At 63.8% G+C, this 26,673-nt stretch carries 23 protein-coding genes; 21 read left to right on the top strand and 2 right to left on the bottom strand.

The genetic code is table 11. The features are described from left to right. The first annotated feature begins 247 nt into the window (after positions 1 to 247). The 5 genes from guaB to BBA01S_RS01030 all read left to right on the top strand — a co-directional run bounded on the left by guaB (position 248) and on the right by BBA01S_RS01030 (position 4,921). Entirely contained in the window at positions 248 to 1,708 is a 1,461-nt protein-coding gene (guaB, locus tag BBA01S_RS01050) for an IMP dehydrogenase (RefSeq protein WP_027814806.1), read from the top strand. Positions 1,709 to 1,714: 6 nt separating this feature from the next. Then, complete coding sequence (locus BBA01S_RS01045) at positions 1,715 to 2,428, top strand: hypothetical protein (protein WP_027814805.1); 714 nt, start codon at positions 1,715 to 1,717, stop codon at positions 2,426 to 2,428. A gap of 196 nt (positions 2,429 to 2,624) precedes the next feature. After that, on the top strand, positions 2,625 to 4,208 hold the full coding sequence (gene guaA / locus BBA01S_RS01040; RefSeq protein ID WP_027814804.1) for a glutamine-hydrolyzing GMP synthase: 1,584 nt from the start codon (positions 2,625 to 2,627) through the stop codon (positions 4,206 to 4,208). A gap of 135 nt (positions 4,209 to 4,343) precedes the next feature. Next, positions 4,344 to 4,562: a ribbon-helix-helix domain-containing protein gene (locus BBA01S_RS01035; protein WP_027814803.1), complete on the top strand. Its 219-nt coding sequence runs from the start codon at positions 4,344 to 4,346 to the stop codon at positions 4,560 to 4,562. Next, positions 4,556 to 4,921 (top strand): type II toxin-antitoxin system VapC family toxin, encoded by a 366-nt coding sequence (locus BBA01S_RS01030; protein WP_027814802.1) that lies wholly within the window; start codon positions 4,556 to 4,558, stop codon positions 4,919 to 4,921. Before BBA01S_RS01035 ends, BBA01S_RS01030 begins: the two co-directional genes overlap by 7 nt. A gap of 170 nt (positions 4,922 to 5,091) precedes the next feature. On the opposite strand, the gene BBA01S_RS01025 is transcribed toward BBA01S_RS01030, so the two are convergent. Then, complete coding sequence (locus tag BBA01S_RS01025) at positions 5,092 to 5,565, bottom strand: Lrp/AsnC family transcriptional regulator (protein ID WP_027814801.1); 474 nt, start codon at positions 5,563 to 5,565, stop codon at positions 5,092 to 5,094. A gap of 260 nt (positions 5,566 to 5,825) precedes the next feature. Here BBA01S_RS01025 and BBA01S_RS01020 point away from each other — a divergent pair, with 260 nt between their 5' ends. The 12 genes from BBA01S_RS01020 (at position 5,826) to BBA01S_RS00965 (ending at position 18,250) form a co-directional block, all read left to right on the top strand. After that, positions 5,826 to 7,229 (top strand): amino acid permease, encoded by a 1,404-nt coding sequence (locus BBA01S_RS01020; RefSeq protein ID WP_027814800.1) that lies wholly within the window; start codon positions 5,826 to 5,828, stop codon positions 7,227 to 7,229. Between the two features lie 117 nt (positions 7,230 to 7,346). Continuing rightward, positions 7,347 to 8,543, top strand: coding sequence for an amino acid aminotransferase (locus BBA01S_RS01015; RefSeq protein ID WP_027814799.1), 1,197 nt, complete (start codon positions 7,347 to 7,349; stop codon positions 8,541 to 8,543). Between the two features lie 557 nt (positions 8,544 to 9,100). Next, positions 9,101 to 9,502, top strand: coding sequence for a DnaJ family domain-containing protein (locus tag BBA01S_RS01010; protein WP_027814798.1), 402 nt, complete (start codon positions 9,101 to 9,103; stop codon positions 9,500 to 9,502). Positions 9,503 to 9,513: 11 nt separating this feature from the next. Then, positions 9,514 to 10,134: a tRNA adenosine(34) deaminase TadA gene (gene tadA, locus BBA01S_RS01005; protein ID WP_052391644.1), complete on the top strand. Its 621-nt coding sequence runs from the start codon at positions 9,514 to 9,516 to the stop codon at positions 10,132 to 10,134. A 63-nt stretch (positions 10,135 to 10,197) separates the two neighbouring features. Further along, positions 10,198 to 11,124 (top strand): muramoyltetrapeptide carboxypeptidase, encoded by a 927-nt coding sequence (gene ldcA / locus BBA01S_RS01000; protein WP_027814796.1) that lies wholly within the window; start codon positions 10,198 to 10,200, stop codon positions 11,122 to 11,124. A gap of 307 nt (positions 11,125 to 11,431) precedes the next feature. Continuing rightward, complete coding sequence (locus BBA01S_RS00995) at positions 11,432 to 12,166, top strand: GntR family transcriptional regulator (RefSeq protein WP_027814795.1); 735 nt, start codon at positions 11,432 to 11,434, stop codon at positions 12,164 to 12,166. 322 nt (positions 12,167 to 12,488) lie between these two features. Then, positions 12,489 to 14,006: an NCS1 family nucleobase:cation symporter-1 gene (locus BBA01S_RS39630; RefSeq protein ID WP_042295559.1), complete on the top strand. Its 1,518-nt coding sequence runs from the start codon at positions 12,489 to 12,491 to the stop codon at positions 14,004 to 14,006. Positions 14,007 to 14,055: 49 nt separating this feature from the next. Beyond that, the gene (locus BBA01S_RS00985) at positions 14,056 to 14,844 is read left to right on the top strand and encodes an aspartate/glutamate racemase family protein (protein WP_027814794.1); all 789 of its coding nucleotides are present in this window, start codon (positions 14,056 to 14,058) and stop codon (positions 14,842 to 14,844) included. 265 nt (positions 14,845 to 15,109) lie between these two features. Then, the gene (gene puuE / locus BBA01S_RS00980) at positions 15,110 to 16,069 is read left to right on the top strand and encodes an allantoinase PuuE (protein ID WP_027814793.1); all 960 of its coding nucleotides are present in this window, start codon (positions 15,110 to 15,112) and stop codon (positions 16,067 to 16,069) included. After that, the gene (gene uraD / locus BBA01S_RS00975; protein WP_027814792.1) at positions 16,066 to 16,587 is read left to right on the top strand and encodes a 2-oxo-4-hydroxy-4-carboxy-5-ureidoimidazoline decarboxylase; all 522 of its coding nucleotides are present in this window, start codon (positions 16,066 to 16,068) and stop codon (positions 16,585 to 16,587) included. Before puuE ends, uraD begins: the two co-directional genes overlap by 4 nt. 84 nt (positions 16,588 to 16,671) lie before the next feature. Next, positions 16,672 to 17,682: an allantoicase gene (gene alc, locus BBA01S_RS00970; RefSeq protein ID WP_027814791.1), complete on the top strand. Its 1,011-nt coding sequence runs from the start codon at positions 16,672 to 16,674 to the stop codon at positions 17,680 to 17,682. Between the two features lie 43 nt (positions 17,683 to 17,725). Next, positions 17,726 to 18,250 carry an ureidoglycolate lyase gene (locus tag BBA01S_RS00965; RefSeq protein WP_027814790.1) on the top strand — a complete coding sequence of 175 codons (525 nt, stop codon included), beginning with the start codon at positions 17,726 to 17,728 and terminating at the stop codon, positions 18,248 to 18,250. Positions 18,251 to 18,387: 137 nt separating this feature from the next. On the opposite strand, the gene BBA01S_RS00960 is transcribed toward BBA01S_RS00965, so the two are convergent. Continuing rightward, entirely contained in the window at positions 18,388 to 21,003 is a 2,616-nt protein-coding gene (locus tag BBA01S_RS00960; protein ID WP_084161673.1) for an ESPR-type extended signal peptide-containing protein, read from the bottom strand. 556 nt (positions 21,004 to 21,559) lie between these two features. Here BBA01S_RS00960 and BBA01S_RS39625 point away from each other — a divergent pair. From BBA01S_RS39625 to BBA01S_RS48590, 4 genes are all read left to right on the top strand, one after another. Beyond that, on the top strand, positions 21,560 to 22,501 hold the full coding sequence (locus tag BBA01S_RS39625) for a hypothetical protein (protein ID WP_042295555.1): 942 nt from the start codon (positions 21,560 to 21,562) through the stop codon (positions 22,499 to 22,501). A 98-nt stretch (positions 22,502 to 22,599) separates the two neighbouring features. Next, complete coding sequence (locus BBA01S_RS00950; RefSeq protein WP_027814788.1) at positions 22,600 to 23,823, top strand: HlyD family secretion protein; 1,224 nt, start codon at positions 22,600 to 22,602, stop codon at positions 23,821 to 23,823. A gap of 1 nt (position 23,824) precedes the next feature. Continuing rightward, positions 23,825 to 25,930, top strand: a complete 2,106-nt coding sequence (locus tag BBA01S_RS00945) for a peptidase domain-containing ABC transporter (RefSeq protein ID WP_027814787.1) — start codon at positions 23,825 to 23,827, stop codon at positions 25,928 to 25,930. Then, positions 25,927 to 26,673, top strand: a complete 747-nt coding sequence (locus tag BBA01S_RS48590) for a TolC family protein (protein ID WP_084161670.1) — start codon at positions 25,927 to 25,929, stop codon at positions 26,671 to 26,673. Before BBA01S_RS00945 ends, BBA01S_RS48590 begins: the two co-directional genes overlap by 4 nt.

Here is a 26,673-nt window from a genome sequence, read left to right as displayed (position 1 = left end):
GGGGCGGGTGGCGTCTTGTTCAATCCTGCACCGCGCACCGATTTGAGGCATGTATGGGATCCGCCGTGGCGCGCCGCCGATATGCGGATCGAATCGAAATTCGGGCCGGAAACCTGGGCCCGACGGTGCTCCGCGGCAGTGCCCAAACGGCACAAAAATCCCGAAATCGGCGCTAAGCTACTGTACGCACTGATGATTTCCAGGGCGCTATCCCGTATAATCTGCTTTTGCGCCTATAGGATTTGCCATGCGTCTGATCCAGAAAGCACTCACGTTCGATGACGTGCTCCTCGTTCCCGCCTTCTCCGACGTTCTCCCGCGCGACACCAGCCTGAAGACCCGGCTGACCCGCAACATCTCCCTGAACATTCCGCTCGTCTCGGCCGCGATGGACACCGTCACGGAAGGGCGTCTTGCTATCGCCATGGCGCAGCAGGGCGGCGTCGGTATCGTTCACAAGAACCTCACGCCCGCCGAACAGGCGCGTGAAGTCGCGAAGGTGAAGCGTTTCGAATCGGGCGTCGTGCGCGATCCGATCACCGTGCCGCCGCAGATGAAGGTCGCGGACGTCATCGCCCTGTCGCAGCAGCATGGCATCTCGGGCTTCCCGGTCGTGGAAGGCGCGCAACTCGTCGGTATCGTCACGAACCGCGACCTGCGTTTCGAGACCCGTCTGGACGAGCCGGTGCGCTCGATCATGACGCCGCGCGAGCGCCTCGTCACCGTCAAGGAAGGCACGCCGCTCGCCGAAGCCAAGTCGCTCATGCACAGCCACCGCCTCGAGCGCGTGCTGGTCGTCAACGACGCGTTCGAACTGCGCGGCCTGATGACCGTCAAGGACATCACCAAGCAGACCGAGCACCCGGCCGCCTGTAAGGACGAGCACGGCAAGCTGCGCGCAGGCGCGGCAGTCGGCGTCGGCCCGGACAACGAAGAGCGCGTCGAGCTGCTGGTGCAGGCTGGCGTCGACGTCATCGTCGTCGATACGGCGCACGGTCACAGCAAGGGCGTGCTGGAGCGCGTTCGCTGGGTCAAGCAGAACTTCCCGCATGTCGAAGTCATCGGCGGCAATATCGCCACGGCTGATGCCGCGCGCGCCCTCGTCGAATACGGCGCGGACGGCGTGAAGGTCGGTATCGGCCCGGGCTCGATCTGCACGACGCGTATCGTCGCAGGCGTGGGCGTGCCGCAGATCACGGCCATTTCGAATGTCGCCGAAGCGCTCAAGGGCACCGGCGTGCCGTGCATCGCCGACGGCGGCGTGCGTTACTCGGGCGACGTCTCGAAGGCGCTGGCAGCAGGCGCGAATGCCGTGATGATGGGCAGCATGTTCGCCGGCACCGAAGAATCGCCGGGCGACGTGTTCCTGTTCCAGGGCCGTCAGTACAAGTCGTACCGCGGCATGGGTTCGGTTGGCGCGATGAAGGACGGCGCGGCTGACCGCTACTTCCAGGACAACTCGGCGAACATCGACAAGCTCGTGCCGGAAGGCATCGAAGGCCGCGTCGCCTACAAGGGCCCTATCAACGCGATCCTGTTCCAGATGATCGGCGGCGTGCGCGCCTCGATGGGCTACTGCGGTTGCCGCACGATCGACGAACTGCACGCCAAGGCGGAGTTCGTGCAGATCACGGGCGCGGGCCTGAACGAATCGCACGTGCATGACGTGCAGATCACCAAGGAAGCGCCCAACTACCACGTGGACTAAGCCTCGATGAAGCCGCTGCTGCGCGTAGTGCTGATTGTCGATGCGTTGATATTGCTGGGGTTCGGCGTGCTGTTTCTCCTCACGCCCTGGACCTCGCTCTACGACGCGCTGCAACTGGTGCAGGCGCAGCCGGCGCTCATCGGACAGGCGTTCGGTGTGGTGCTGCTTGGTTTTGCGTGGCTCGCGCTGCGCGCCGCTTTCGACGGCGCGCTGACTGCCACGGTCGGCCGCACGGTGGGGCACGTCAACTGGATCGCCGGCGTGCTGATGCTGGCCTGGCTGATCGGGCTTCACAAGCCGCAGCTTACGGGCTTCGGCCAGCTGGTGGCCGGTGCGGTGGGAGTCTGCCTGATCATCGTTGGATTGGGCGGTGCGCGCCTCGCGGGCGTGGTGAAGCTGCGCGACAAGGCGCTGGCGCTCGAAGCCGCCGCACAACAACGTGAGGCGCGACTCGCGGCCAAGGCAAAACGCGATGAGCCGGTGGTGTATGCGAAACCGGTTTTCTCGCATGTGGCTGCCGGGCCGGTTGTTGAGTCAGTTGCTGAGCCAGTTGTCGGGCCGCGTGTCGAGCCAGTCACGCCGGCTCCTTCGCCTGTGGTTACACCGGTCGTGACGTCTCGCACGACAGTGCAGGCTGAACGGGCGGAAGAAGCCGAACAGGCGCGCCAGGCTGCCCGCGACGAAGCGGCCGACGCGCAGCGGCCACCGCTGCGAGGTTGAGGTGGGATGCGCGTCGACGCCAACCGTGCGACGCGACAACCGCCAGATTGCGCCCGAGCCGCGCTGCACCGGCCCCCCGGTTTTGCCGCGCCAATGCGCAGGCGCCCAGAGCGCCAATGAATTCACGCCGCGTGTGAGGCTTTGAGCCAGTGCGCGGCTTTCTGTATCCGTTCTTTTTTAGGTCTCGTCCGCTGCCATGCACGACAAAATCCTGATTCTCGACTTCGGTTCGCAAGTCACCCAGCTGATCGCGCGCCGCGTGCGCGAAGCCAACGTCTACTCGGAAATCCATCCGTACGACGTCGACGACGCGTTCATCCGTGAATTCGCGCCGAAGGGCATCATCCTTTCGGGCGGCCCGAACTCGGTTACCGAAACCGACACGCCGCGCGCACCGCAAGCCGTATTCGAACTGGGCGTGCCGGTGCTGGGCATCTGCTACGGCATGCAGACGATGGCTGAACAACTCGGCGGCAAGGTCGATGGCGGCCACCTGCGTGAATTCGGCTACGCCGAAGTGCGCGCGCGCAACCATACGAGCTTCCTCGACGGCATCGAAGACTTCCGCACGGCCGAAGGCCACGGCATGCTCAAGGTGTGGATGAGCCACGGCGACAAGGTCATCGAAATGCCGGCCGGCTTCCAGCTGATGGCATCGACCGAATCGTGCCCGATCGCAGCGATGGCCGACGAAGCGCGCCACTTCTACGGCCTGCAATGGCACCCGGAAGTCACGCACACCGTGCAGGGCCGCGCGATGCTCGAACGCTTCGTGCTGGGCATCTGCGGCGCGAAGGCCGACTGGGAAATGGGCCACTACATCGACGAAGCCGTCGAAGCGATCCGCAAGCAGGTTGGCAGCGAGCACGTCATCCTGGGCCTGTCTGGCGGCGTGGATTCGTCGGTGGCAGCGGCGCTGCTGCATCGCGCGATTGGCGACCAGCTGACCTGCGTGTTCGTCGATCACGGCCTGCTGCGCCTGAACGAAGCCGAGCAGGTGATGTCGATGTTCGCGGACAACCTTGGCGTCAAGGTGATTCACGTCGACGCGAGCGAAGCGTTCATGTCGAAGCTGGCGGGCGTGACCGATCCGGAAGCGAAGCGCAAGATCATCGGCGCGGAATTCGTCGAAGTGTTCCAGACCGAAGCCGGCAAGCTCACGGACGCGAAGTGGCTGGCGCAAGGCACGATCTACCCGGACGTGATCGAATCGGCGGGCAAGGGCAAGAAGGGCGCGCACACGATCAAGAGCCACCACAACGTGGGCGGCCTGCCGGAAACGCTGAACCTGAAGCTGCTCGAGCCGCTGCGCGAGCTGTTCAAGGACGAAGTGCGTGAACTGGGCGTGAAGCTGGGTCTGCCGCATGAGATGGTGTATCGCCATCCGTTCCCGGGCCCGGGCCTGGGCGTGCGTATCCTCGGCGAAGTGAAGCGCGATTTCGCAGACCTGCTGCGCCGCGCCGACGCGATCTTCATTGAGACGCTGCGCAACACCATCGACAAGGAAACCGGCAAGTCGTGGTACGAACTGACGAGCCAGGCGTTCGCGGTGTTCCTGCCGGTGAAGAGTGTGGGCGTGATGGGCGATGGCCGCACGTATGAGTACGTCGTCGCGCTGCGTGCGGTGCAGACGCTGGACTTCATGACGGCGCACTGGGCGCATCTGCCGCATGAGCTGCTCGGTCACGTGTCGAACCGCATCATCAATGAAGTGCGCGGCATTAACCGTGTCGTGTATGACATCTCGGGCAAGCCGCCTGCGACGATTGAGTGGGAGTAATCCCGCTTCGTTCGATGCCTTAAAGCATCGGCGATAAAAGGAACCCGCGCACAGATCTTGATCTGGCGCGGGTTTTTTATTGCCTGCGACTGGACGCGATGATATACGATATGTATATCATCTATGGAGCCGGAAATGAGTCGAATTCTGGTGGATCTCACCGATGCGCAGGTGGAAGAACTCGCCGCGCTGGTGAAGGCCGAGCATCGCTCGCGGGCGGCCATCATCCGTGAGGCGATCGAACACTACATCACGGAGCGCAAGCGCTCGGCGGGTGCTGAGGTGTTCGGGCTCTGGAAGGAGCGGCAGGTCGATGGCGTCGCCTATCAACGGGAGTTGCGCGAGGAATGGTAAAGGCCCTTTTCGATACGAATATCCTGATCGACTACCTGAGTGGAATTCGCGCGGCGAAGAAGGAACTCGCGCTATACGAATATCGCGCCATCAGCATGATCACGTGGATGGAAGTGCTGGTTGGCGCGACCCGGGAGGAGGAGGCTGCGTTACGCGGCTGGCTGGCTTCGTTCGAAGTGCTCGACCTCGATAACCGCGTCGCGGATCGCGCAATCGAACTCAGGAAGCGCAAAAAGGTGCGTCTGCCGGACGCTATCGTATGGGCGACGGCGCAAGTGCATTCGCTCCTGCTGGTCTCGCGCAATACGAAAGATTTTCCCCACGACGAACCGGGCATCCGGGTGCCCTACAAGGTGTAGCGCAGGTTTAGCGCGCTCGTTTCGTCTATCTCGTTGTGGCGCCATTTTGGGTACTTTCAGACACCCAAAACGCAATCATCCCTCATCTGAGCGACCCAAATGAGATAAAATTGCGAATCCGCATTGGACTTATCCCCAGCGAGCCGCTTCACGCTTGATTCACGCTCCGCTCACGCCTCCAACGGCATCGCGCTCGTCCCCTTGAGTTCATCGAGGCACACAATCGAATGCACGCTGCTGACGCCAGGCGCCCGCATGAGCGTGTCGAGCAGGAATTCGGATAGCGCCTTGAGATCGCGCGCCACCACCTTCAGTACATAGTCGATATCGCCGGTCACGGAATAGCACTCCTGCACCTGCGGCAGCGTTGCGATGAGCTCCTTGAATTTCACGAGCTCGCGCATGTGCCCGCGCTCCATCGTCACCTGAATGAACGCGACCACGCCAAAGCCGAGCGCCTGCGGGTCGAGGCGCGCCTCATAGCGCTTGATGACGCCCAGCTCTTCCAGGCGCCGATGGCGCCGCAAGGTCTGCGCGGGTGAGAGCTTCACGGCCGCGGCCAGTTCGAGATTGGAGGCGCGTCCGTGCTCTTGCAGCGCGGCGAGGAGCCGCAGATCGATGGGGTCGAGGGCGAGTGTCTGCACTTTTCTTGCTCGGGATGAGTTCAATGCGAAATGAAATTGTACCAATCAGGGTTTGCCTGCGTATCAGATGAAATCATATTTTTCCTCGTCGCCTATACACTGGGCGCACCTGGCAAGGCGGCCAGCCACCACTGGCGGCCTTGGGAGCGCGCCAGCGCATCAAGTTGTGCGCGCAATATTATTTCGCGCGGCCGTGCAAGGGACTGATCCACAAGACGGTTCCTTGCTGACGCATCGATAAAGAAGAGACAGGAAGAGACATGGTTTCCACAACATCAGGCAACCGCGGCGACGAGAACGGTCATCTCAAGCGCGGACTCAAGAATCGTCACATCCAGTTGATTGCGCTTGGGGGCGCGATCGGCACGGGGCTGTTCCTCGGCATCGCACAGACGATCCAGACGGCCGGCCCGTCGGTGCTGCTCGGTTATGCGATTGCAGGCATCGTCGCGTTCTTCATCATGCGGCAGCTCGGCGAGATGGTCGTCGACGAGCCCGTCGCCGGTTCGTTCAGCTATTTCGCCGATAAGTACTTCGGCCCGTTCGCAGGCTTTCTGTCCGGCTGGAACTACTGGGTGCTCTACGTGCTCGTGAGCATGGCCGAGCTGTCGGCGGTCGGCATCTACATGCACTACTGGTGGCCGAACCTGCCCACCTGGGTATCGGCGCTCGGCTTTTTCGTCGTCATCAACGGCATCAACCTGGCGAGCGTGAAGTCGTACGGCGAGCTCGAATTCTGGTTCGCGATCATCAAGGTGCTGGCGATCGTCGGTATGATCGCGTTCGGCGGCTGGTTGCTGGTCTCGGGCAATGCCGGGCCGCAAGCCGGGATCTCGAACCTCTGGGCGCATGGCGGCTTCTTCCCGCACGGCGTGTCGGGGCTCGTGATGTCGATGGCGGTCGTGATGTTCTCGTTCGGCGGGCTGGAGCTGGTCGGCATCACCGCAGCAGAAGCCGACGATCCTTCGCACACCATTCCGCGCGCCACCAATCAGGTGATCTATCGCATCCTGATTTTCTACGTCGGCGCATTGGGCGTACTGCTTTCGCTTTATCCGTGGGAAAAGGTCGTGTCCGGCGGCAGCCCGTTCGTGCTGATCTTCCACGCGATGAACAGCAACTTCGTGGCGCACGTGCTCAACGTGGTCGTGCTCACGGCCGCACTGTCCGTGTACAACAGCGGCGTGTACTGCAACAGCCGCATGCTCTACGGTCTGGCGCAGCAGGGTAACGCGCCCAGGGCGCTGCTCAAGGTGAATCGCCGGGGCATTCCGTTGACGGCGCTCGCCGTGACGGCGGTGGCCACGGCGGCCTGCGTGGTCATCAACTACTTCATGCCGGGCAAGGCCTTCGAACTGCTGATGGGCCTCGTGGTATCGGCGCTCATCATCAACTGGGCGATGATCAGCCTGATTCACCTGAAGTTCCGCCGCGAGAAGGCGCGTCTTAACGAGACGACGACGTTCCGCAGCCTTGGCTATCCGCTCACGAATTACCTGTGTCTCGCGTTCCTCGCGGGTATTCTCGTGGTGATGTACCTGATCCCGGATCTGCGCATTTCCGTGTGGCTGATTCCGGTGTGGCTGGCGGTGCTCGGCGGCGCGTACTGGTTCTGGCGTCGCGGTGCGGCGCCCGCGCTGCAAGGCGGCGTGCAGACGCGCTAAGTCCGCATCCGGCGGCAGATGGGGCGAGAGGGCATGCAAGCCCTCGCCCCATGAAAGCGCATCAGGCGCTTATCATCCGTATTCCAGCAACTTTCCCGTAACCGACAAGCTAAGGCCATGTTCGAACATATCGATGCCTATCCCGGCGACCCGATCCTCTCGCTCAACGAGAACTTTCAGAAAGATCCGCGGCAGAACAAGGTCAATCTGAGCATTGGCATCTATTTCGACGATGAAGGCCGCCTGCCGGTGATGAAGGCGGTTCACGAAGCGGAAGCTGCGCTCCTGAACGAGCCGGGCGCGAAGCCCTATCTGCCGATGGCCGGTTTCGCCCAGTATCGCGATGCGGTGCAGGCGCTGGTGTTTGGCGCTGAATGCCCGTCGCGCGCGGCAGGGCGTGTGGCCACGGTACAGACGCTCGGCGGTTCGGGCGCGCTCAAGGTCGGCGCCGATTTCATCAAGCGCTATTTCCCGCAAAGCCAGGTGTGGGTGAGCGACCCGACGTGGGAAAACCATCGTTTCATCTTCGAGCGCGCGGGTTTCGAGGTGAACACCTATCCGTACTACGACGAAGCGACCGGTGGCCTGAAGTTCGACGCGATGCTCGCCGCGATCGACGCGCTGCCGGCGAAGAGCGTGGTGCTGCTGCACGCGTGCTGCCATAACCCGACCGGTGTCGACCTGAACGACGCCCAGTGGGTGCAACTGATCGATGTGCTGCAAAAGCGCGATCTGCTGCCGTTCGTCGATATGGCGTATCAGGGCTTCGGCGCGGGTCTCGACGCCGATGCGTTCGCAGTGCGCGAGCTGGGCCGCCGCGGCGTGCCTGCGCTGGTCGCGAATTCGTTCTCGAAGAACTTCTCGCTGTACGGCGAGCGTTGCGGCGGTCTGCACGTGATCTGCGAAGACGCGGCTGCGGCCGACCGCGTGCTGGGCCAGTTGACGGGCTCGGTGCGCTCGAACTACAGCAACCCGCCGACGCACGGCGCAAAGCTCGTCACGCGCGTGCTGACGACGCCGGCGCTGCGCCAATCGTGGGAAAGCGAGCTGGCGGCCATGTGCGAGCGTATCGCGCGCATGCGTGTGGCGATTCACGACGGCCTGAAGGCGCACGTGAGCGGCGAAGCGCTGTCGCGTTACATCAAGCAGCGCGGCATGTTCACGTACACGGGCCTGAGCGCGGAGCAGGTCGATCGCCTCAAGGAAGAGTTCGGCGTGTACATCCTGCGCTCGGGCCGCATGTGCGTGGCGGGCCTGAACGAGAAGAACGTGAGCATCGTGGTCGATGCCGTGGGCAAGGTGCTGAAGGACTAAGTCCCGTCTGACCGACTGAAACTGAAGCGGCGTCCGATCGTATTCGACCGGGCGCTGCTTCAGAAGCGCATTCCCGTCCCGATTCCGCATACTCCGGCTGATCCGCCACTGCCTCCCGCCGCTCCACAAAAGACGCTGCACCCGGCCAGACTTGCGCCGAGAAGCACGCTGAAAAGCACGTAGATCGCTCCCGTACGGCACTGACGCACCATCCATCCGAGCCGTGATGGATCGCGCTGCGAACGCCGAAGCACCTTTCGCATCGACGGGAAGCAAAAAAATGAAGAAGATTTCATCGTTGCCTGCGCAAGTAAGGGAAGGGCGCCAACGCGCGTCGGCTGGCGGCTGATCGAGCGAACTTACTCCCGCCTCGCACGCGCGCCAATCAGACGAATCCGGCTTTATACGGGGATCTCAGGGCCGTGCGCCGCATGCGCTTCGCATCAAATCCAGCGCCTGTCAACGTGTAAGACCTCCACGTCGTCCATGTCAGACGAGCGCGGTCTTCCAGGTGTTACCCTGATAGAATGCCGTGGCCGCAACGTAGTGGATTGCTGATGAAATTGCTTGATGCCCTCGTCGAACAACGGATTGCCGCCGCAGCCGCGCGCGGTGACCTCGACGGGTTGCCCGGCGCCGGAGCGCCCCAGGAACTCGACGACGACCTCATCGTGCCCGAAGAAGTGCGCGTCGCGAACCGCATCCTGAAGAACGCCGGTTTTGTGCCGCCTGCGCTCGAACAGCTGCGCGCGCTGCGCGATCTCGAGGAAGAACTCGCCAAGGTCGGCGACAAGGCCGCGCAGTGCCGTCTGCGCGCGCGCCTGCTCGCCCTCGATATGGCGCTGGAATCGCTGCGCGGCGGCCCGATGGTCGTGCCGCACGAATATCGCCGCCGCATCGCCGAGCGTCTGTCCGAGCGTGCCGCGAGCGCGCAGGGCTTCGCGGCCGGCGCCGCTTGAGTACGAGCGCCATGACGCCGTCCGGCGACCCGCGCGCGTTCAGCGCGACTTCAGAAGCCGCAGCGCAAGCACCGCTGGAGGCGGCTTCCTGCGCACCTGAAGCGCCTCCCCAACCCGATCCCATCAGTGACCGCGACCGCCATTTCATGCGCCTCGCGCAGGCCGCCGCCGACGAAGCGCGCGCGGCCGGCGAAGTGCCGGTCGGCGCGGTGCTGGTGCGCGGCGACGAAGTCATCGCGACGGGTTTCAATCATCCGATTGGCGCGCACGACCCTTCGGCCCATGCCGAGATGGCCGCGCTGCGTGCTGGCGGCGCTGCACTGGGTAACTACCGCTTGCCCGGCTGCGAGCTTTATGTGACCCTGGAACCGTGCCTGATGTGTGCGGGCGCGATCATGCACGCACGGATCTCGCGCGTCGTGTACGGCGCGCGCGACCCCAAGACGGGCGCATGTGGCAGCGTCGTCGATGCGTTCTCGAACGAGCAGCTCAACCACCATACGAGCGTGGTGGGCGGGGTGCTGGAGACCGAGTGTGGCGATGCGCTGCGCTCGTTTTTTGCCGAGCGCCGCCGTGCGAGCCGCGAAGCACGCCGTGCCGCCGCCGAAGCGGGCGGCGCCGATCCCAACTGATCCATCCCGCCACGTCGCGCCGCGCAGCCAGATGGCGCCTGGTGGAATTCGAACTCATCGAACATGACCACCCATCGCACCATCGAACTGATTGCGCCGTCGGGCTATCCCCATGATCCGGAAGCCGTGCATCGCGGCATCGCGCGGCTGCGCGCGCAGGGGCATCGCGTCGAGAACATCGAGGCAACCGAGCGCCGGTTCCAGCGCTTCGCCGGCACCGACGGCCAGCGCGCCGCCGAACTGAACCGTCTCGCCGATCCCTCGCGCGCGTTGCCCGATATCGCGCTGGCGGTGCGTGGCGGCTATGGCGCGGTGCGCATCCTGCACGGGCTCGATTACGAGGGCCTGCAAGCGCGCCTGAGCGGGCAGCCGATTGCGCTCGTCGGCCACAGCGATTTCACCGCCATCCAGCTCGCGCTCTATGCACGCGCGGGGCTCACGACCTTCGGCGGCCCGATGCTGCTTAGCGATTTTGGCGCACAGGAGCCCAGCAGCTTCACGATGCAGCACTTCTGGCAGATGCTCACGCAGCCCGAATTCACGCTCAAGGTGAGGGCGCCGCAGGCACAGCACGCGGACGTCTCCGGCATGCTCTGGGGCGGCAATCTGGCCGTGCTCACGTCGCTGATCGGCACGCCGTATATGCCGCCGGTGGAGGGCGGCATTCTGTTCGTCGAAGACGTCAACGAACAGCCGTTCCGCGTCGAACGCATGCTGTACCAGCTTCATCTCTCGGGCATCCTCGCGCGCCAGAAGGCGCTCGTACTCGGCGATTTCTCGGGCGGCAAGCCGTTCGACTACGACAACGGCTACGACCTGCACGCCGTGGTGGAGCAGGTGCGTTCGGTGGCGGGCATCCCGGTCATCACGGGCCTGCCGTTCGGCCATATCGCGGACATGGCGACACTGCCGTTTGGCGGGGACGCGAAACTCAGCGCCAACGCGCATGGGTTCGAACTCAACGTAAGCGGCTATCCGCATCTGGGTTGATTTGCGGCGGATGAACCAGCGCCTTCGGGCGCTGTTTTAAATTATCAATATGCAACTAACAGCCAGGTAATTCCACTTTAGCGAAATGTTCTAGAACCACCGTCGCGCAAAATTGTTGACAAAAAATTGGATCATTCGAGGGCATGTTGTCACCATGAGTGTGCGCAGTGCCCAGCATTGAAGCGGTTTTCACAGGAATAAGGCATGTGTCTGACCGGTCAGACCAGGCATATTCCCCAGGTTTGCCGATAAAATTGTTGACAATCTTTATGTCCAAACTAGCATACCCAACATCAAGGTGACAGACATGCCCAGAGACCTGCAAAACGCCGATACCGAAGCCGACGCGACCGGCACGAAGCCCGAAGCGATTGCCGCGCGCATCCGCGCCGCGATCCTGGAGCATCGTCTGCCGCCTGGCGCGAAGCTCACGGAAGCGCAGTTGTGCGAGGTATTCAACGTCAAGCGCGGGCCGATTCGCCAGGCGCTCGCCTTGCTCGCCACCGATCACCTCGTCGACCTGGAGCCGAATCGCGGCGCGTTCGTTGCCAGCCCGTCGCTCCAGGAGGTGCACGAAGTGTTCGAGATGCGCCGCATCATCGAACTGGCGGTGGTAGAGCGCGTGTGCAGTGCCCAGCACGGCACGCGGCGACTCAAGAGCATCGGCGAGACGATCCGCCGCGAGCGCAAGGCCTTCGAAGGGCGCGACTTTCCGGCCTGGATCCGCCTGTCGGGCGAGTTCCACACCGAACTGGCGGCGCTGACCGGCAACACGGTGCTGTGCGATTGCCTGAATGGTCTCGTCGCGCGTTCGACGCTGATTTCGGCGCTTTACGAATCGCCCGGACGCAGCCCGTGCTCGTTCGACGATCACGACGCGATCCTTGCAGCGCTCGAAGCGGGGCAGACGCAGGAAGCGGCAGCGCTGATGGTGCGCCACCTGCAGGGCGTGGAATTGAAGATGCTCGATCGACCGACAGGCGCGTCGGTGGATCTACAGGATGTGTTCGGCACACGCGAGCCCGCGGTTGCAGCGCGCTGACGCGTGAGCGGCGAGTAACAAGCGGCTGACAAGCGAGTAGCAGGCGAGTGCCAGGCCGGGCGTGGGAGCATGGATGTTCCCACCACGCAGAACTGAAGGACAACTGAATGATAAGCGGCGCGACTCGTGAAGTGCGCCGCGCGGGGAAGGATTTGGGATGGCAGCGGCACGGCGGGCAGGGCGCCAACACGGCGACCAGCGCAGTGCATAGGCGCTGCCATCCACGCAGGGATCGCGGCAGCCGCATCGAGCGGCGCAGCACGCGTTTTGAGGCGTTCAGGCGTCTTTTTTCCGTCGGCGTATCCATCCCAAGGAGCGGATCATGGCTCAGTTCAGCGCGTCACATGGCAGTCCTGCAGTGCCCACCTTCGATTCGGGCGAGAACAGCGAACCTGGCGATAGCATGCGGATCCCCGCAGGCTACAGCGAGCGCCTCTACAACCACGACCTCGCGCCGCTCAAGGAGCAGACCTGGGGCGCCTACAACATCTTCGCGTTCTGGATGTCCGACGTGCACAGCGTCGGCGGCTATGTATTCGCGGGCAGCCTGTTCGCGCTGGGCCTGACAAGCTGGCAGGTGCTGGTGGCGCTGATCGTCGGCATCTCGATCGTCAACGTGCTGTGCAACCTGATTGCGCGTCCCAGCCAGCGTCACGGCGTGCCGTACCCGGTCGCGTGCCGCGGCACCTTCGGTGTGCTCGGCGCGAACGTGCCGGCGGTGATTCGCGGCCTGATTGCAGTGGCGTGGTACGGCATCCAGACGTTTCTCGCCTCAAGCGCGCTCGTGATCGTCGTGCTCAAGTTCGTCCCGCAGTTAATGCCCTACGCCGATGTGCACAAGCACGGCATGCTGGGCCTTTCGACGGTCGGCTGGGCAGGCTTCATGACGCTGTGGGTCTTGCAGGCCTTCGTGTTCTGGAACGGCATGGAGACCATCAAGAAGTTCATCGACTTCGCGGGCCCGGCGGTTTATGTGGTGATGTTCGCGCTTGCGGGCTACATGGTCTATCGCGCGGGCTGGCAGAACATCGGACTGAATCTGGGCGGCGTGAAGTATCACGGCACGGAAGTCATTCCGGTGATGATCACGGCGATCTCGCTCGTGGTGTCGTATTTCTCGGGCCCGATGCTGAATTTCGGTGACTTCTCGCGTTACGGCAAGTCGCTGCGCAGCGTGCATCGCGGTAACTTCTGGGGCCTGCCGGTCAACTTCCTTGCGTTCTCGCTGGTGACGGTGATTACGACCTCGGCCACGCTGCCTGTGTTCGGACAACTGATTACCGACCCCGTCGAAACCGTGAGCCGCATCGATCATCCGACGGCCGTCATTCTCGGCGCGCTGACCTTCACGATTGCGACCATCGGCATCAACATCGTCGCCAATTTCGTCTCGCCGGCTTTCGACTTTTCGAACGTTGCGCCGCGCCTGATCAGCTGGCGTGCAGGCGGCATGCTGGCCGCCGTGGCTTCAATCTTCATTACGCCGTGGAACCTCTTCAACAACCCGGCTGTGATCCACTACACGCTGGATGTGCTCGGCGCGTTCATTGGCCCTTTGTATGGTGTCCTGATCGTTGACTTCTACCTGGTGAAGCGTGGCCGCCTGGCCGTGGACGATCTCTACACGGTGTCGCCGAAGGGCGCGTACTGGTACAGCAACGGCGTGAACTGGCGTGCGGTCATGGCGCTGCTGCCCGCCGCGGTGATCGCGGTTGTCTGCGTGATGGTGCCGGCGCTCAGCAATGCAGCGAACTTCTCCTGGTTCATCGGCGCGGCACTTGGCGCGCTGTTCTACCGCGTGCTGACGATGGGCCAGCGCGCTCGCGCACAGCAGGCCTGAAAGCAGCCCTGAACGACGCGTCACAACGGCTGGAAATCGAGGAATTGCCATGCGTATCAAACTGATCAATCCGAACACCACGCAGCGCATGACGGCGGCGATGGGGCAGTGCGCCCGTGCCGTCGTCGCATCGGGCACGGAGGTGGTGGCTGTCAGTCCGACGATGGGGCCGCCTTCCATCGAAGGCTATTACGACGAGGCGCTCGCCACGCCCGGCCTGCTCGCCGAAGTCGAAGCGGGCGAGCGCGAAGGCTTCGACGGTTATGTGATCGCCTGCTTCGGCGACCCCGGTCTTTACGCCGCGCGCGAACTCGCACGCGGCCCCGTGATCGGCATTGCCGAGGCGGCCATGCACGCGGCGAGCGTGCTGGCGCCGGGCTTCTCGGTGGTGACCACGCTTTCGCGCACCAAGGCGATGGCGTGGCATCTCGCGGAGCGCTACGGCATGACGCGCTTCTGTCGCAACGTGCGCGCCATCGACGTCGCCGTGCTCGAACTCGATGAGCCGGGTTCGGCCGCGCGCCGCGCAATCGTCGAGGAATGCCGCCGCGCACTGGACGAAGACGGCGCCGACGCCATCGTGCTCGGCTGTGCGGGCATGACGAGCCTCTGTGCGCAGGTTGAAGACGCACTGGGCGTGCCGGTCGTGGACGGCGTCACTGCCGCCGTGAAATGGGTCGAGGCGCTGGTTTCGCTGCGTCTCGTGACCGGCAAGCGGGGCGACTTCGCGAGACCCCTCACGAAGCGTTACGACGGCGAATTCGCCCGCTTCAGCCCGACCGCCGCCGCGAGTGTCACCGAGACGCCGCCGCCCGTGCGCCCGCTGCGTTACGGGTAAACACGCAGCTCAAACAGCCTGGACTGCAATACCGGCGGGCCTTGCCGGCCCGCCACATACACCTCGCTTGACCCGTACTATCCGTCCTCGCGTATGGGCGCGCCCGAACGATTTCGCTACACTGAGCCGTCCTCGAAGCAGAATGCCCGTAGGCCTGCAAATCCTTGTGGCGCAAGGTTCCAGTGCAGCGAAAGGGCATTCGCCTCGCGGCGTTTCGCTTAGTTTCGGTTTCGTTTCGTCATCATCCTTCGACAGATTCGACAGCATGCCACTCGATCCCCAATATCCCCGCGATCTGATCGGTTACGGCCGCCATCCCGTGCAGGCCAACTGGCCCGGCAAGGCGCGCATCGCGGTGCAGTTCGTGCTCAACTACGAAGAGGGCGGCGAGAACTGCGTGCTGCACGGCGACCCCGCCTCCGAGCAGTTCCTCTCCGAGATCGTCGGCGCGGCAGCCTACCCGGCGCGCCACATGAGCATGGAGTCGATCTACGAATACGGCTCGCGTGCGGGCGTGTGGCGCATCCTGCGCGAGTTCGAGAAGCGCGGCTTGCCGCTCACGGTGTTCGGCGTGGGCATGGCGATCGAGCGTCATCCCGACCTGGGCCGCGCCTTCGTCGAACTGGGCCATGAGATCGCCTGCCACGGCTATCGCTGGATTCACTATCAGGACGCGACGCCCGAGCGCGAGATGGAGCACATGAAGCTCGGCATGGAAGCCATCGAGCGCGTGACGGGCCAGCGTCCGCTCGGCTGGTACACGGGCCGCGACAGTCCGAACACGCACCGCCTCGTGGCCGAATACGGCGGCTTCCTCTACGACTCGGATTACTACGGCGACGACCTGCCGTTCTGGATGGATGTCGACGTGACGGGCGGCAAGACGGTGCCGCAACTGATCGTGCCGTACACGCTCGACACCAACGACATGCGCTTCGCCACGCCGCAAGGCTTCAACACGGCCGATCACTTCTTCACGTACCTGCGCGACGCCTTCGACGTGCTCTACGAAGAAGGCGACGAAGCGCCCAAGATGCTCTCGATCGGCATGCATTGCCGCCTGCTCGGCCGCCCGGGCCGCATGCGCGCGCTGCAGCGTTTTCTCGATCACATCGAAAAACACGATCGCGTCTGGGTGACGCGCCGTGTCGATATCGCGCGCCACTGGCGCGAGCACCATCCCTATCAACCGCAACATAACGATCACCGCGGGGCCGCCGCATGAAGGCAATGCACTACACCCTCGAACAGCTGAATCAGGCCTCGACCGACGCCTTCGTGGCGGCACTCTCGGGCATCTTCGAGCACTCGCCCTGGGTCGCCGAATCGGCAGCGCAGCAACGGCCCTACGCAAGCATCGACGCACTGCACACGACGATGTCGGGCGCCGTCGAACATTCCGGCGAAACGCAGCAGCTCGCGCTCATCAACGCTCACCCGGAGCTTGCGGGCAAGGCGGCGGTGCGCGGCGAGCTGACGGAAGAATCGACGCGCGAGCAGAGCGGTGCGGGCCTGAACCAGTGCACGCAGGAAGAATTCGACAAATTGCAGGCGCTCAACCGCGCCTATCGCGAGAAGTTCGGTTTCCCGTTCATTCTTGCGGTGCGCGGCTATGACCGTCACGGCATCATCGCGAACTTCGAATCGCGCGTGAACAACAATCGCGCCGACGAAATGCGCGCGAGCCTCGATCAGATTTACCGTATCGCGCGCTTCAGGCTGGATGAGCTGATCGACGCGTGACGTGGCGATGCGCTTCGCAGGCACACGCTGTATGCGGAGCGCAGCGCCGTTTTAACCATAGAAAAGATACGAAGGAAGACAAAGATGGCACTCCCGACTCTCGACCCCAACGCTCCCGACTTCACGCGCCGCTTCGTCAATCTCGCGGATCCGCGGCTAGGGGCGCAGGCGCTCGAGGCGAGCGACGACTTCTTCGCGCCGAAGGAGCGCATGCTCAATCCGGAGCCGGCCGTCTTCATCCCGGGCAAGTACGACGATCACGGCAAGTGGATGGACGGCTGGGAAACGCGCCGCAAGCGTAGCAATGGTTACGACTGGTGCGTCGTGAAGCTCGCGCGTCCGGGCGTCATCAAGGGCCTCGATCTCGACACCAGCCACTTCACGGGCAACTTCCCGCCGGCGGCTTCCGTCGAAGGCGCGTATGTCGCGGACGGCGCGCCCAACGCATCGACGCAATGGACGGAGATCGTGCCGTCGACCTCGCTCAACGGCAACAGCCACCACTACGTCGAAGTATCGAGCGAGCAGCCCTTCACGCATCTGCGCGTGAACATCTATCCGGATGGCGGCATTGCACGTCTGCGTGTCTATGGCCAGCCGCAAGTCGACTGGAAGGGCGCGAGCCGCTCGGAACTGTTCGACCTGGCCGCGATGGAAAACGGCGCGTATCTGGTCGGCGCGAACAACCAGCACTTTGGCGTCGCTTCGACGCTGCTCATGCCGGGCCGCGGCGTGAACATGGGCGATGGCTGGGAAACGCGTCGCCGTCGCGAACCGGGCAACGACTGGGCGATCATCGCGCTCGCACAGCCGGGCATCATCAAGAAGATCGAAGTCGATACGGCGCACTTCAAGGGCAACTATCCGGATCGCTGCTCGTTCCAGGCCGCGCGCGTGGTGGGCGGCACGGACAGCTCGCTCGTGACGCAGGCGATGTTCTGGCCGGTGCTGCTCGGCGAGCAGAAGCTGCAGATGGACAAGCAGCACTACTACGAAAGCGAGCTTGAAGCGCTGGGCCCGGTCACGCACGTGCGCTTCAACATCTTCCCGGACGGCGGCGTGTCGCGCGTGCGTCTGTGGGGCACGCTCGCTTGAGCGCGCTGACTCAGACCCGCACCGTTAGCACGAAGAGAGCATCATGAGCGATACCCGCACCACGCTGACCATCGAGCCGCTCACGCGCGAGGCGTTCGCGCCGTTTGGCGACGTGATCGAACTCGAAGGCGCGAAGCAGATTCCGATTAACCTCGGCACGACGATCCGCTATCACGATCTTGCGAATGTGGACGTCACGGAAGAGGGCGGGCGCACGCTCGTCAATCTCTTTCGCGGCCAGCCGCGCGTGCTGCCGTTCGAAGTGAAGATGCTTGAGCGCCATCCTCTGGGTAGCCAGGCATTCGTGCCGCTCAACGACAAGCCGTATCTGGTTGTCGTGGCGCCCGCAGGGGATCTGGACGTGTCGAAGATCCGCGCCTTCGTGTCGAGTGGCTGGCAAGGCGTGAACTACGCGAAGGGCGTCTGGCATCATCCGCTGATCGCGCTAGGCGAGGTGAGCGACTTCATCGTCGTCGATCGTGGCGGCGAGGGGCTGAACCTCAACGAACAGGATCTGCCGGAGTCGCTCTGGTTGACCGACGAGGCGATGCGCGAAGGCCAACGCTAACGCCAACGCCAACGTAACCCAACGGCGACGGCATTTCGCCCAGTCGCAAAGAAAAAGCCACGGCCCCGGCCGTGGCTTTTTGCATGGCGCAGACGCTTTGCGTCGCCTGCTCAGGTCGCCCTGCTCAGGTCGTCCGATCAGAACTCGTAACCGACCTGGGTGCGCACCGCTGCATTGCCGGTGCTCGTGACCGACGCTGCACCGTTGATCAGCCAGTGCATATTGGTCGAACGATACGTCACGCCGACCGCTGCCGCGCTGCCGCCCATGTAGTAGCCGCCGCCCGCTGCGACGACCGTGCGGCCCGGCCCCGAAGGCGTGAGGTTGGGCATCGCCATGGCGGCCGCGACGCCGGCATACGCGTTCTTCGACACCGTGTTGATCGAACCTTGTAGATTCGAGATCTGCTGGCCGAACGCATTCGATTGCTGCGTCATGGCGTTGTTCAACTGGTTCAGGTTGACGGCGTCGGTGCCCGACGTCCCCGCTGCGACGTTGACGACTTGACGCTCGGCGCCCTCCTGGCCGACCGAAACCGCATTGTCGCGATTGGCGATCGAATTCGCGCCGATAGCGACGGCGTTGTTCGCCGATGCGTTGGCCTTGTCGCCGATCGCCGTCGAGTTCGCACCCGTGGCCACGGCGCCGCCGCCGACCGCGAGCGCCTGCGTACCCGAGGCCGCCGCGACGCCGCTCGTCGTGTTCGCCGATACCGCCGTCGAGCCCGTCATGCTGATGTTCTGCACGGCCTGATTGATGCTGGCGACCTGCTGGTTCGTCGCGTAGAGCTGCTGGCCCGTCACGGCGTCGGTGCTGTTGGCGGAAAGCGCGCCGTTCTGCAGGCCGCTGAGGCTCACGTTCGCGCCGCTGGTGCTGCTGAGCGTGACGCTCGAATGATCGGCGGAGTCGTAGTGCAGGGCGTCGGCGTCGGTCGTGGCCGATGCAGCCCCCGTGTTGTCCGCCGAGGTCGCGCCCAGCAGCGAACGCGTTGCAGCGACCATGCGCACGGGTGAGCTTGCCGGCGTGCTGGATTCGGATGCAACGGTGCCCAGTTCCGCGTTGAACGACGCGATGTCTGCTGTGTTCTTCAGGATCCGGTTGTCCAGGTTCGTAATCGCGTCGCCGACCGTGTTCACAGTCGTGCCGCCGACCGAATACGTCGGTGCGACAAATCCACCTGCCGCGTTGATGGACGCGCCGCCGCCCAGCGCGCTCACCACGCTGCGCATCTGCGAGACGTTCACTGCGTCGGTGTCGCCCTGGCCCGCGGCAAGATTGACGATGCGGCGCGTGTTGGCCGCGTTCTGGATGACGTATGGGCGCCCGTCCGCGTCATAGGCGACGTAGGAAGCCGTGCCGTCGTTGCCGACCGAGACGGTATTGCCCTGATTGGCTACCGAGCCCGCACCAATCGCCACGGCATCCTTCGCGTTCGCGTAGGCTTGCACGCCGAGCGCGACACCGTTTGCTGCCGGTGTATAAGCGTTCGAGCCGATTGCGACCGAACCGGCGCCCAGCGCGCGCGCTACGTCGGAGGGCGCCGTGAGTCCAGCGCCGTCCGCGAGGCCCGCGGCCTGTGAGTAAAAACCCGCCGTCTTATAGGACTGCGTAAGACTGGCCGAATTGACGCCGGACGCGCCGTTCGCATCGCTGGTCGCGGCCATGAGCAATTTCACCCCGCTACCGCCGCCTGCCTGCGCGATCATGTCGCCCACCTGGCCGACATTGGCCGCGTCGGTTGCCTGAACCCCGTTTGCCACATTGCTGATCACGGTGCCTTTTGGCAGGAAACCCTGGGTGCGCTCGCCGTTCACGAAGTAGGTGCTATTGCCGTTGCCCGGATCGAGCACGACCTGTGCATTGGCCGTCCCGATCGTGTTCGGCACATACAGCACGGACGGATTGCTGACGTTCCCGTTGGTGTCGACAATGTAGCCGCCGTAGGTATAGCCCGTCGGGCTGGATGACGGTGCCTGCGCACCCCATCCCGCAGTCGTCAGCGTGTTGTGAATACGCGTATTGTCGTTGGTGATGTTCGTGATCGACTCGTCGATGCCATAGAGCTGCGCACCATTCACGGCATCGCTGCTTGTCTGGCTGATGGCGCCATTGGCGACGTTGTGCAGCGCAACGGGCATTGCAGCACCGGCGCCGCCGAAGGTCACTGCGTTGTGCGCAGCCGAATCGTATGTCACCGCATTCGCAACCCCCGTCGAAATGGCATACAGCTGCGAGCCGTTCACGGCTTCGGTGCTGTCCGCGGACACCTTGCCTGGCGCAAGCTGCACGATTTTCTGGTTGCTCATGGTGACGACGCTGTCGAACGTCGTCGGGCCGTACACCATGACGCTCGCACCTTTCAGCTTGAGCGTGCCGTTCAGGTATCCCGCCACCTGCGCCGTCGATGCGCCGAATCCATACCCGCCTTTGGTGTCCGCCGCGTTGTTCAGGGCGAACGCCAGGCCATCCGAGGTGCCCTTGCCATCGGTCGAGCAATCGAGCGCCTCGTTGCCGCCCGACGAGCCCCAGGCGTATCCCTTGGCGCCCGTGCACAGCTCGAGACCGCCCTGGCCCACCGTGCCGGGGGTGGCGGCCCACGCCGTATGTGAGGACAGGCTGGCAGCAATCCCCATTGCGCTGCCGGCGAGAAGGGCAAGACGCCGCACGGTTCTGCGGCCTGCCGACGAAGTTTCGGGCACGGCGACCCACGTTTGGTCTGTTTCGCTCCAGACAGAGCGGTATGTCTTATTCATTCAGGATGCCATATTAATGATGTTGGTCGTATTCGCATTCGCGATTGATGCAAGTGAAACCCCGTTGGCGATGCGAACGCGAACTTTAGGCGGACGGATTCGACTCAGGAATACGAAATTTCTGAATTAGAAGGAGAGGGTGGTCAACAGGCTGATAGAAATGAAAAACAGAAAGTCGTCTTATGAAGAACCAGATTCCTATGCCTGAAAGAAAATCGAAGTGAAATTTGAGATTCATGTTGAGTTTTGTAAAACGCCATGAAATTAGGGGCTTCTCGAAATATCGGGCTGATAAGATCCGCCTCGCCGCTGTCATGATCGGCGGAAATTACTCATAAAGGAGAACTTAAAAATGCAAAAAATCGACCGCACCCAACTCGCTAATGTCCAGGCCGCAGGCGGCTGCTGCAAGAGCTGCTGCACGCCGGCCGCGTCGAAGACGCCGGTTGTCCCGCGCTAAGCGACGCTGCTGAACGAAAGGGGGGCGCCCCCCTTTCTTCGTCGTCCCGGTCGCACGCCAACTTTATTCAACGCACCAACCCGCTGTGTCTCCCAAGTGTTTCGAACTCATTTCAAGCGTCTCAAGGCGCATGCTGCGATCGCACGCTTCGCCATCCGTCGGCATGTGTTTGCAAGGTTGCCGTTTGCGTTGCTCGATGCAGGGGCGCGTGCGAACTGGTTGATGTGCGCGCCGATCGATGGACGCGTGCGCTCGACAGGCATCGCCCGCTACGAAGCGGGGCGAGTCGAAGTGGGCCTTGGGCGGCGTGATGCACTGAGCGTCATGAGCGCCCAGTTACGCGAGCGCTGGATCGACGAGCGGCTTTATGCAGCGCGCGCGCTCGGCAGCGACGCGTGGCCGGATCTGCGCGCCGCGGCGGCGCAGCTGGCTGCGCACGTCAGGCAGATCAAGTCCCGTGAACCTGGCCGCATCGTCGTGCTGTCGCCGTTTCACTATGTTTCCCAGTACGCGAACATTTATGTCGTCGACGAAGTGCGCCGCTTGCTTGAGCTCAATTCGCTGTCGGTCGTATCCGGTGTCCCGCGCGATGTATTGGGCAACGATGCACAGATGATCCCGTCGGTGCAGGTGCTTTACACCTACGACGAAAACAGCGGAAGTCGCAACAGCCTTGGCCTGCGCGTGATTCGCGCAATGCGGCGTGATGGCGTGGTCGTGGTGTTCTCGGATGTCCCGCCATTCGCGCTGGCTAAATATCCGATGGAAACAGTCGGCGTCGCGATGAACGGTCAGCCTGCGCGCCTCCACAACGGTGTGTTCAGGTTGGGCGCGCCTGTCAACGCGGTCTTGTTGTCGTTCTATTTGCGCTTTGAGCGCGGCCGTTTCAGCATCGACATTTTTTCACCCATTCCGCTGGCCGATCCCTCGGCGCCGCAGCGCGTCGCCGACGATATCGCCGCGGCGCGGCGCGCAAACTATCCGCACTGGCTGTTCGCGGGGCATCCGTCTGTTTATCACTTCGCCGCCACGCGCTAGCAGCACCCGAACAAAAAAAGAGCCTGCGCAGCCGCGCCGGACAACATCAGACCACCACACGTCAGGCCGATCATCGGCCACGGGGACGCAATCACAACGTGGAACCCATTTATCTTCCCGAGTTCCGGGATTTTCATTGGCGCTGGATCGCCTATACAGCGTCGGCCTTTGTTGTATTTGGCGCGGCGTTCGCGTTCACGCATGAAGTCGAGCTGAAGCAGGACGTACGCTGCGAAATCGTTTCGCCGGCGGAAATCAAGGTGCAGGGCGAAAGCGGGCTCGTCTCAGCGATTTACGTGCAGCCCCCGGCGCATGTCGAACCAGGGCAGCCGCTGTTTCGCCTCGAACGCGATCTGTCGCTCGCACACGGCGGCATGCGGCGCGCGGACTTCGACGCACAGGTGCGTGACGAAGAACGCCGTGCGGCCGATGCGCGCTACGCGCAGCGCCATATCGATCTCACATCGCAACTGGCGACGGCCCGCGCAAGCGAAATGAGCCGCCGCGCGGGACTGGCCGAACTGGACGTGCAGGGCGCACAGAACACCCAGCTCGCCGCCGAAGCGCAGAAGAAACTCGCGCGCCTCGAATCGGTATCCGATTACGTCGCGGCCGACCGCATCGAGCAGGCGCGCGCGGACCTCCACCAGGTCCGCATCGCACGCGCAGAAGTCGCCTCGCGGCGCGAGCAGGCGCTCGCCGCGCTGGTGGATCTGCGCAACGCCCAGACCTCGCTCGAAGCGCAACTGCACGAGCTGGACGCCAGCCGCGCACGCGATCTTCAGGACGCCGATGCGCGCTTCGAGCAGACGCGCCGCGACGCGACGATCTCCGCGCCGAAGGCCGGGCTTGTGACGTTCTCGCGCCTCGTGCAGGGCAGCACGCTGCAGCCCGCCGATATCGCCATGGTGATCGTCACCGATTCCCATGAGCCGCTGCGTGCCGAGCTGCGCATCCCATCGCGCCGCCGTGGCTTCGTGCGCCCCGGCCAAACGGTGCGGCTCAAGTTCGATGCGTTTCCCTATGCGCGCTTCGGCTCATACGAAGCGCGCATCGATGCGATCTCGCGCACGACGGTCTCGCCGCCCACGCCTGCGCCGGGTGGCCCGGCCAATGCCGCGAATGCGACCGACGCGCTTGCGCAGCCCGCGCCGGGCGACGAGTACGTCGCCTGGGTCACGCTGCCGGGACGAACCTTCGATTACGGCAAGCAGCATTTCGACATCCTGCCGGGCATGCAGGCCACGGCGAGCATCGTCGTCGAGCGCCGCACCATTGCCGAATGGGTGCTGGAGCCACTTTTCCGCAGCGTGCGAGGCTGACATGCAGGTGATCTTCCAGAACGAAGTCGCGGAATGCGGCTATGCGTGCCTCGCGATGGTTCTGTCGCACCACGGTCGCGCGACCGAGGTACGTGAGCTTTCCGCGTTTCGGCCCATCTCCGCGAACGGTCTCTCGTTGATGGATCTCTACGACATGGCGACGGATTTCGGCCTTGAAGTGCAGGCGTTTCGCTTCGAGGCCGCACAGATTGGCGAGATCAGGCGCGGCTCCATCGTGCATTTCGGCGGCGCGCATTTTGTCGTGTTCGAGCGCGCGACGCGCCATTACGTGACGTTGATCGACCCTGCCGTTGGGCGCAGGCGCATCGCGATGGACACGTTTCTCGCGTGCATATCGGGCTATCTGATCGAGTGCACGCCGACACCCGCGCTCACGCGCATCCGTCGCCGGCTGCGTGTGCCCGATGCGCTGGCGCGGGTGCGTGCGCTCAATCCGCGCTTGCGCAGCCAGTTCGCGAAGACCCTGTTCGTCGCGCTCGGCGCGCAGTTTGCGATCCTTGCGCAGCCGTATTTCGGCTCGTTCGTGCTCGATCACGTCGTTGCGCAGGACAACCTGAATCTGCTCAATGTGCTGACCTTCACGTTCGCGGCGATCTTCCTCGTGGGGGCGTTGAGCCAGTATGTGCAGGGCGTGCTCGTCGAATTGCTGTATGCGCGCGTGAGCGTGAACGCGACCGAGGGCCTGTTTGCCCATCTGCTGCGCGTGCCGATCGCGTACTTCGAGAAGCGCAATCTCGGCGATATCTTCACGCGTTTCAAGGCCCAGGACGAGGTCAACAGTTTTGCGTCGCGCTCCGTGCTGTCGTTCTGCATCGACGTGACGGTCGGTCTGCTCGCGTTGCTGCTGATGTTCGTGCAGGACGTCAAACTGTCGGTTGTCGTGCTGGCGATTTTTGCGCTCTATGTGCTGGTGTCCGGCGCGATGTTCGTGGCGATGCGCGATACCCATGCGCGCTTGCTTCAGGAGCGTGCGCGCTGCGACGACGCGCTGTTCGAAACCGTGCGCGGCGCGTCGCTCATCAAGCTTTCGCAGGGTGAGACGCGCCGCGTCGCGCGCTTCATGGAGCTGTTTCGCACCTATGCGTCGGCGCTGTTCCAGAGCAGCCGCCTGAGCGCCACGCGCGATGCGGTGCTCAAGCTGCTGGCGCACGCCGAAACGCTGGTCATCACCTGGCTTGCGGCGAAGCTGATGCTCGCCGGCGCGGTCTCGGTCGGCGCGTTCTACTCGTTCATGATCTACAAGACGCTGTTTTCGGAGCGCATCGCACAGTCGATCAATACGGGCTTTGCGTATTTCATGTTGAGCGTGCCGGTCGCGCGCGTGGACGATATCGTCGAGTGTGCGCCCGAGCGCTATACGGCGCTTGCGGACATGCATAAAACCGTGGAGCTGCGGCGGTTCGAGCGCATCGCCGTGCGCGACGTGAGCTTCTCCTATGGCGTGTCCGATCAGCCGGTGCTGGTGCACGCGAGCCTCGACATCGCGCGCGGCGACAAGATCGTCATTACCGGGCCGTCCGGCGCGGGCAAGTCGACGCTATTCAGGCTGCTGGCCGCCTCCGACATGCCACAACACGGCGAGATCACGCTCAATGGCATTGCATGGCCCAAGCTGAGCGTCGATGAAATCCGCCGTCATAGCGCGCACATGCGCCAGGGCGACATCATCCTGCACGGTTCGATTGCCGAAAACATCTCCCTGTTCGAAGGCAATGCCGACGAGGCCCGCATTCTCGCGCTGCTCGAAGCCGTGGGTTTGGTCGACGATGTGATGCGCCTGCCGATGCGAACGCGCACGGTCATCAGCGATACGCTCGCGAATATCTCGGCGGGGCAACGCCAGCGTCTTTTGCTTGCGCGCGCGCTGTATCAGCCGCGCGAACTGCTGTTGCTCGACGAGCCGACTTCGAATCTCGACCCCGTTGCTGTGCGGCGCATTGCGACGCTGCTTCAGGGCCTTGATCGCACCGTCGTCGTGATTACGCACGACCTGGCGATGGCGCAGGGCTTTGAAAAACATTACCGGCTGGTCGATGGCGGTTTCGTGCGGGTCGAGCGCGAGGCGCAACACGAGGGCGTGCGATGAGCCGCGCCACGCGTTTCATGCTGCTCGCGGCCGCGTGGCTGATGGGGACAGCGCACGCCGCTGACCTGCTGTCCGTCGTCAGCGGCGCGCTTGAGCGCGATCCGGCGCTCGCTGCCTCGCGCGAGGCGACGCGCGCCGCCGCGCAGGCTGCGCCGAAGGCGCGAGCGGCATTGCTGCCGCGTGTGTCGGGCGGCTGGGGCCGCGCATACAACGGCATCGTCACGGAAGATTTCCCGACCCAGCACTACTGGCAAAGCGGCTGGACGATCGGCCTCACGCAGCCGGTCTTCAACTGGGCGAACTGGACGGCATATCGTCAGGCCGACTACGTGGTCGCGCGGGCGCGCCTGCAAGCCGCCAGCGCGCAACAGGACGCCATACTGTCGGCGGCGCAGGCTTACTTCGATGCGCTGGCCGCCACCGATGAAGTTGCACGCGCAACGGATTATCTGCATGCAATCGACGCGCACATGGCGCTGCTCGCGCGGGGCGAAGACCGCGGGAGAGGCGACGCTCGTGGACGTGCGCGACGGCGAGTCGAGCCGCGCGCAGGCGCAATTGCAATGGCTCGATGCGCAAACGCAGGCGCGTCTGGCGAATGCGGCGCTGGCACGTCTCGCCGGGCCCGATGTTGGGCCGCTCGCCGCGTTGCCGCCGGGCGGTGCGCCACAACTCGCGCCGCTTGCTGTCGAGCCGTGGGTGACGCAGGCGCAGGCGCACGGCTACGGGGTGCAGATCGGTGA

The sequence above is a fragment of the Paraburkholderia bannensis NBRC 103871 genome (assembly GCF_000685015.1).
Lineage (GTDB): Bacteria > Pseudomonadota > Gammaproteobacteria > Burkholderiales > Burkholderiaceae > Paraburkholderia > Paraburkholderia bannensis.
This window is presented reverse-complemented; position numbering and strand designations above follow the sequence as displayed.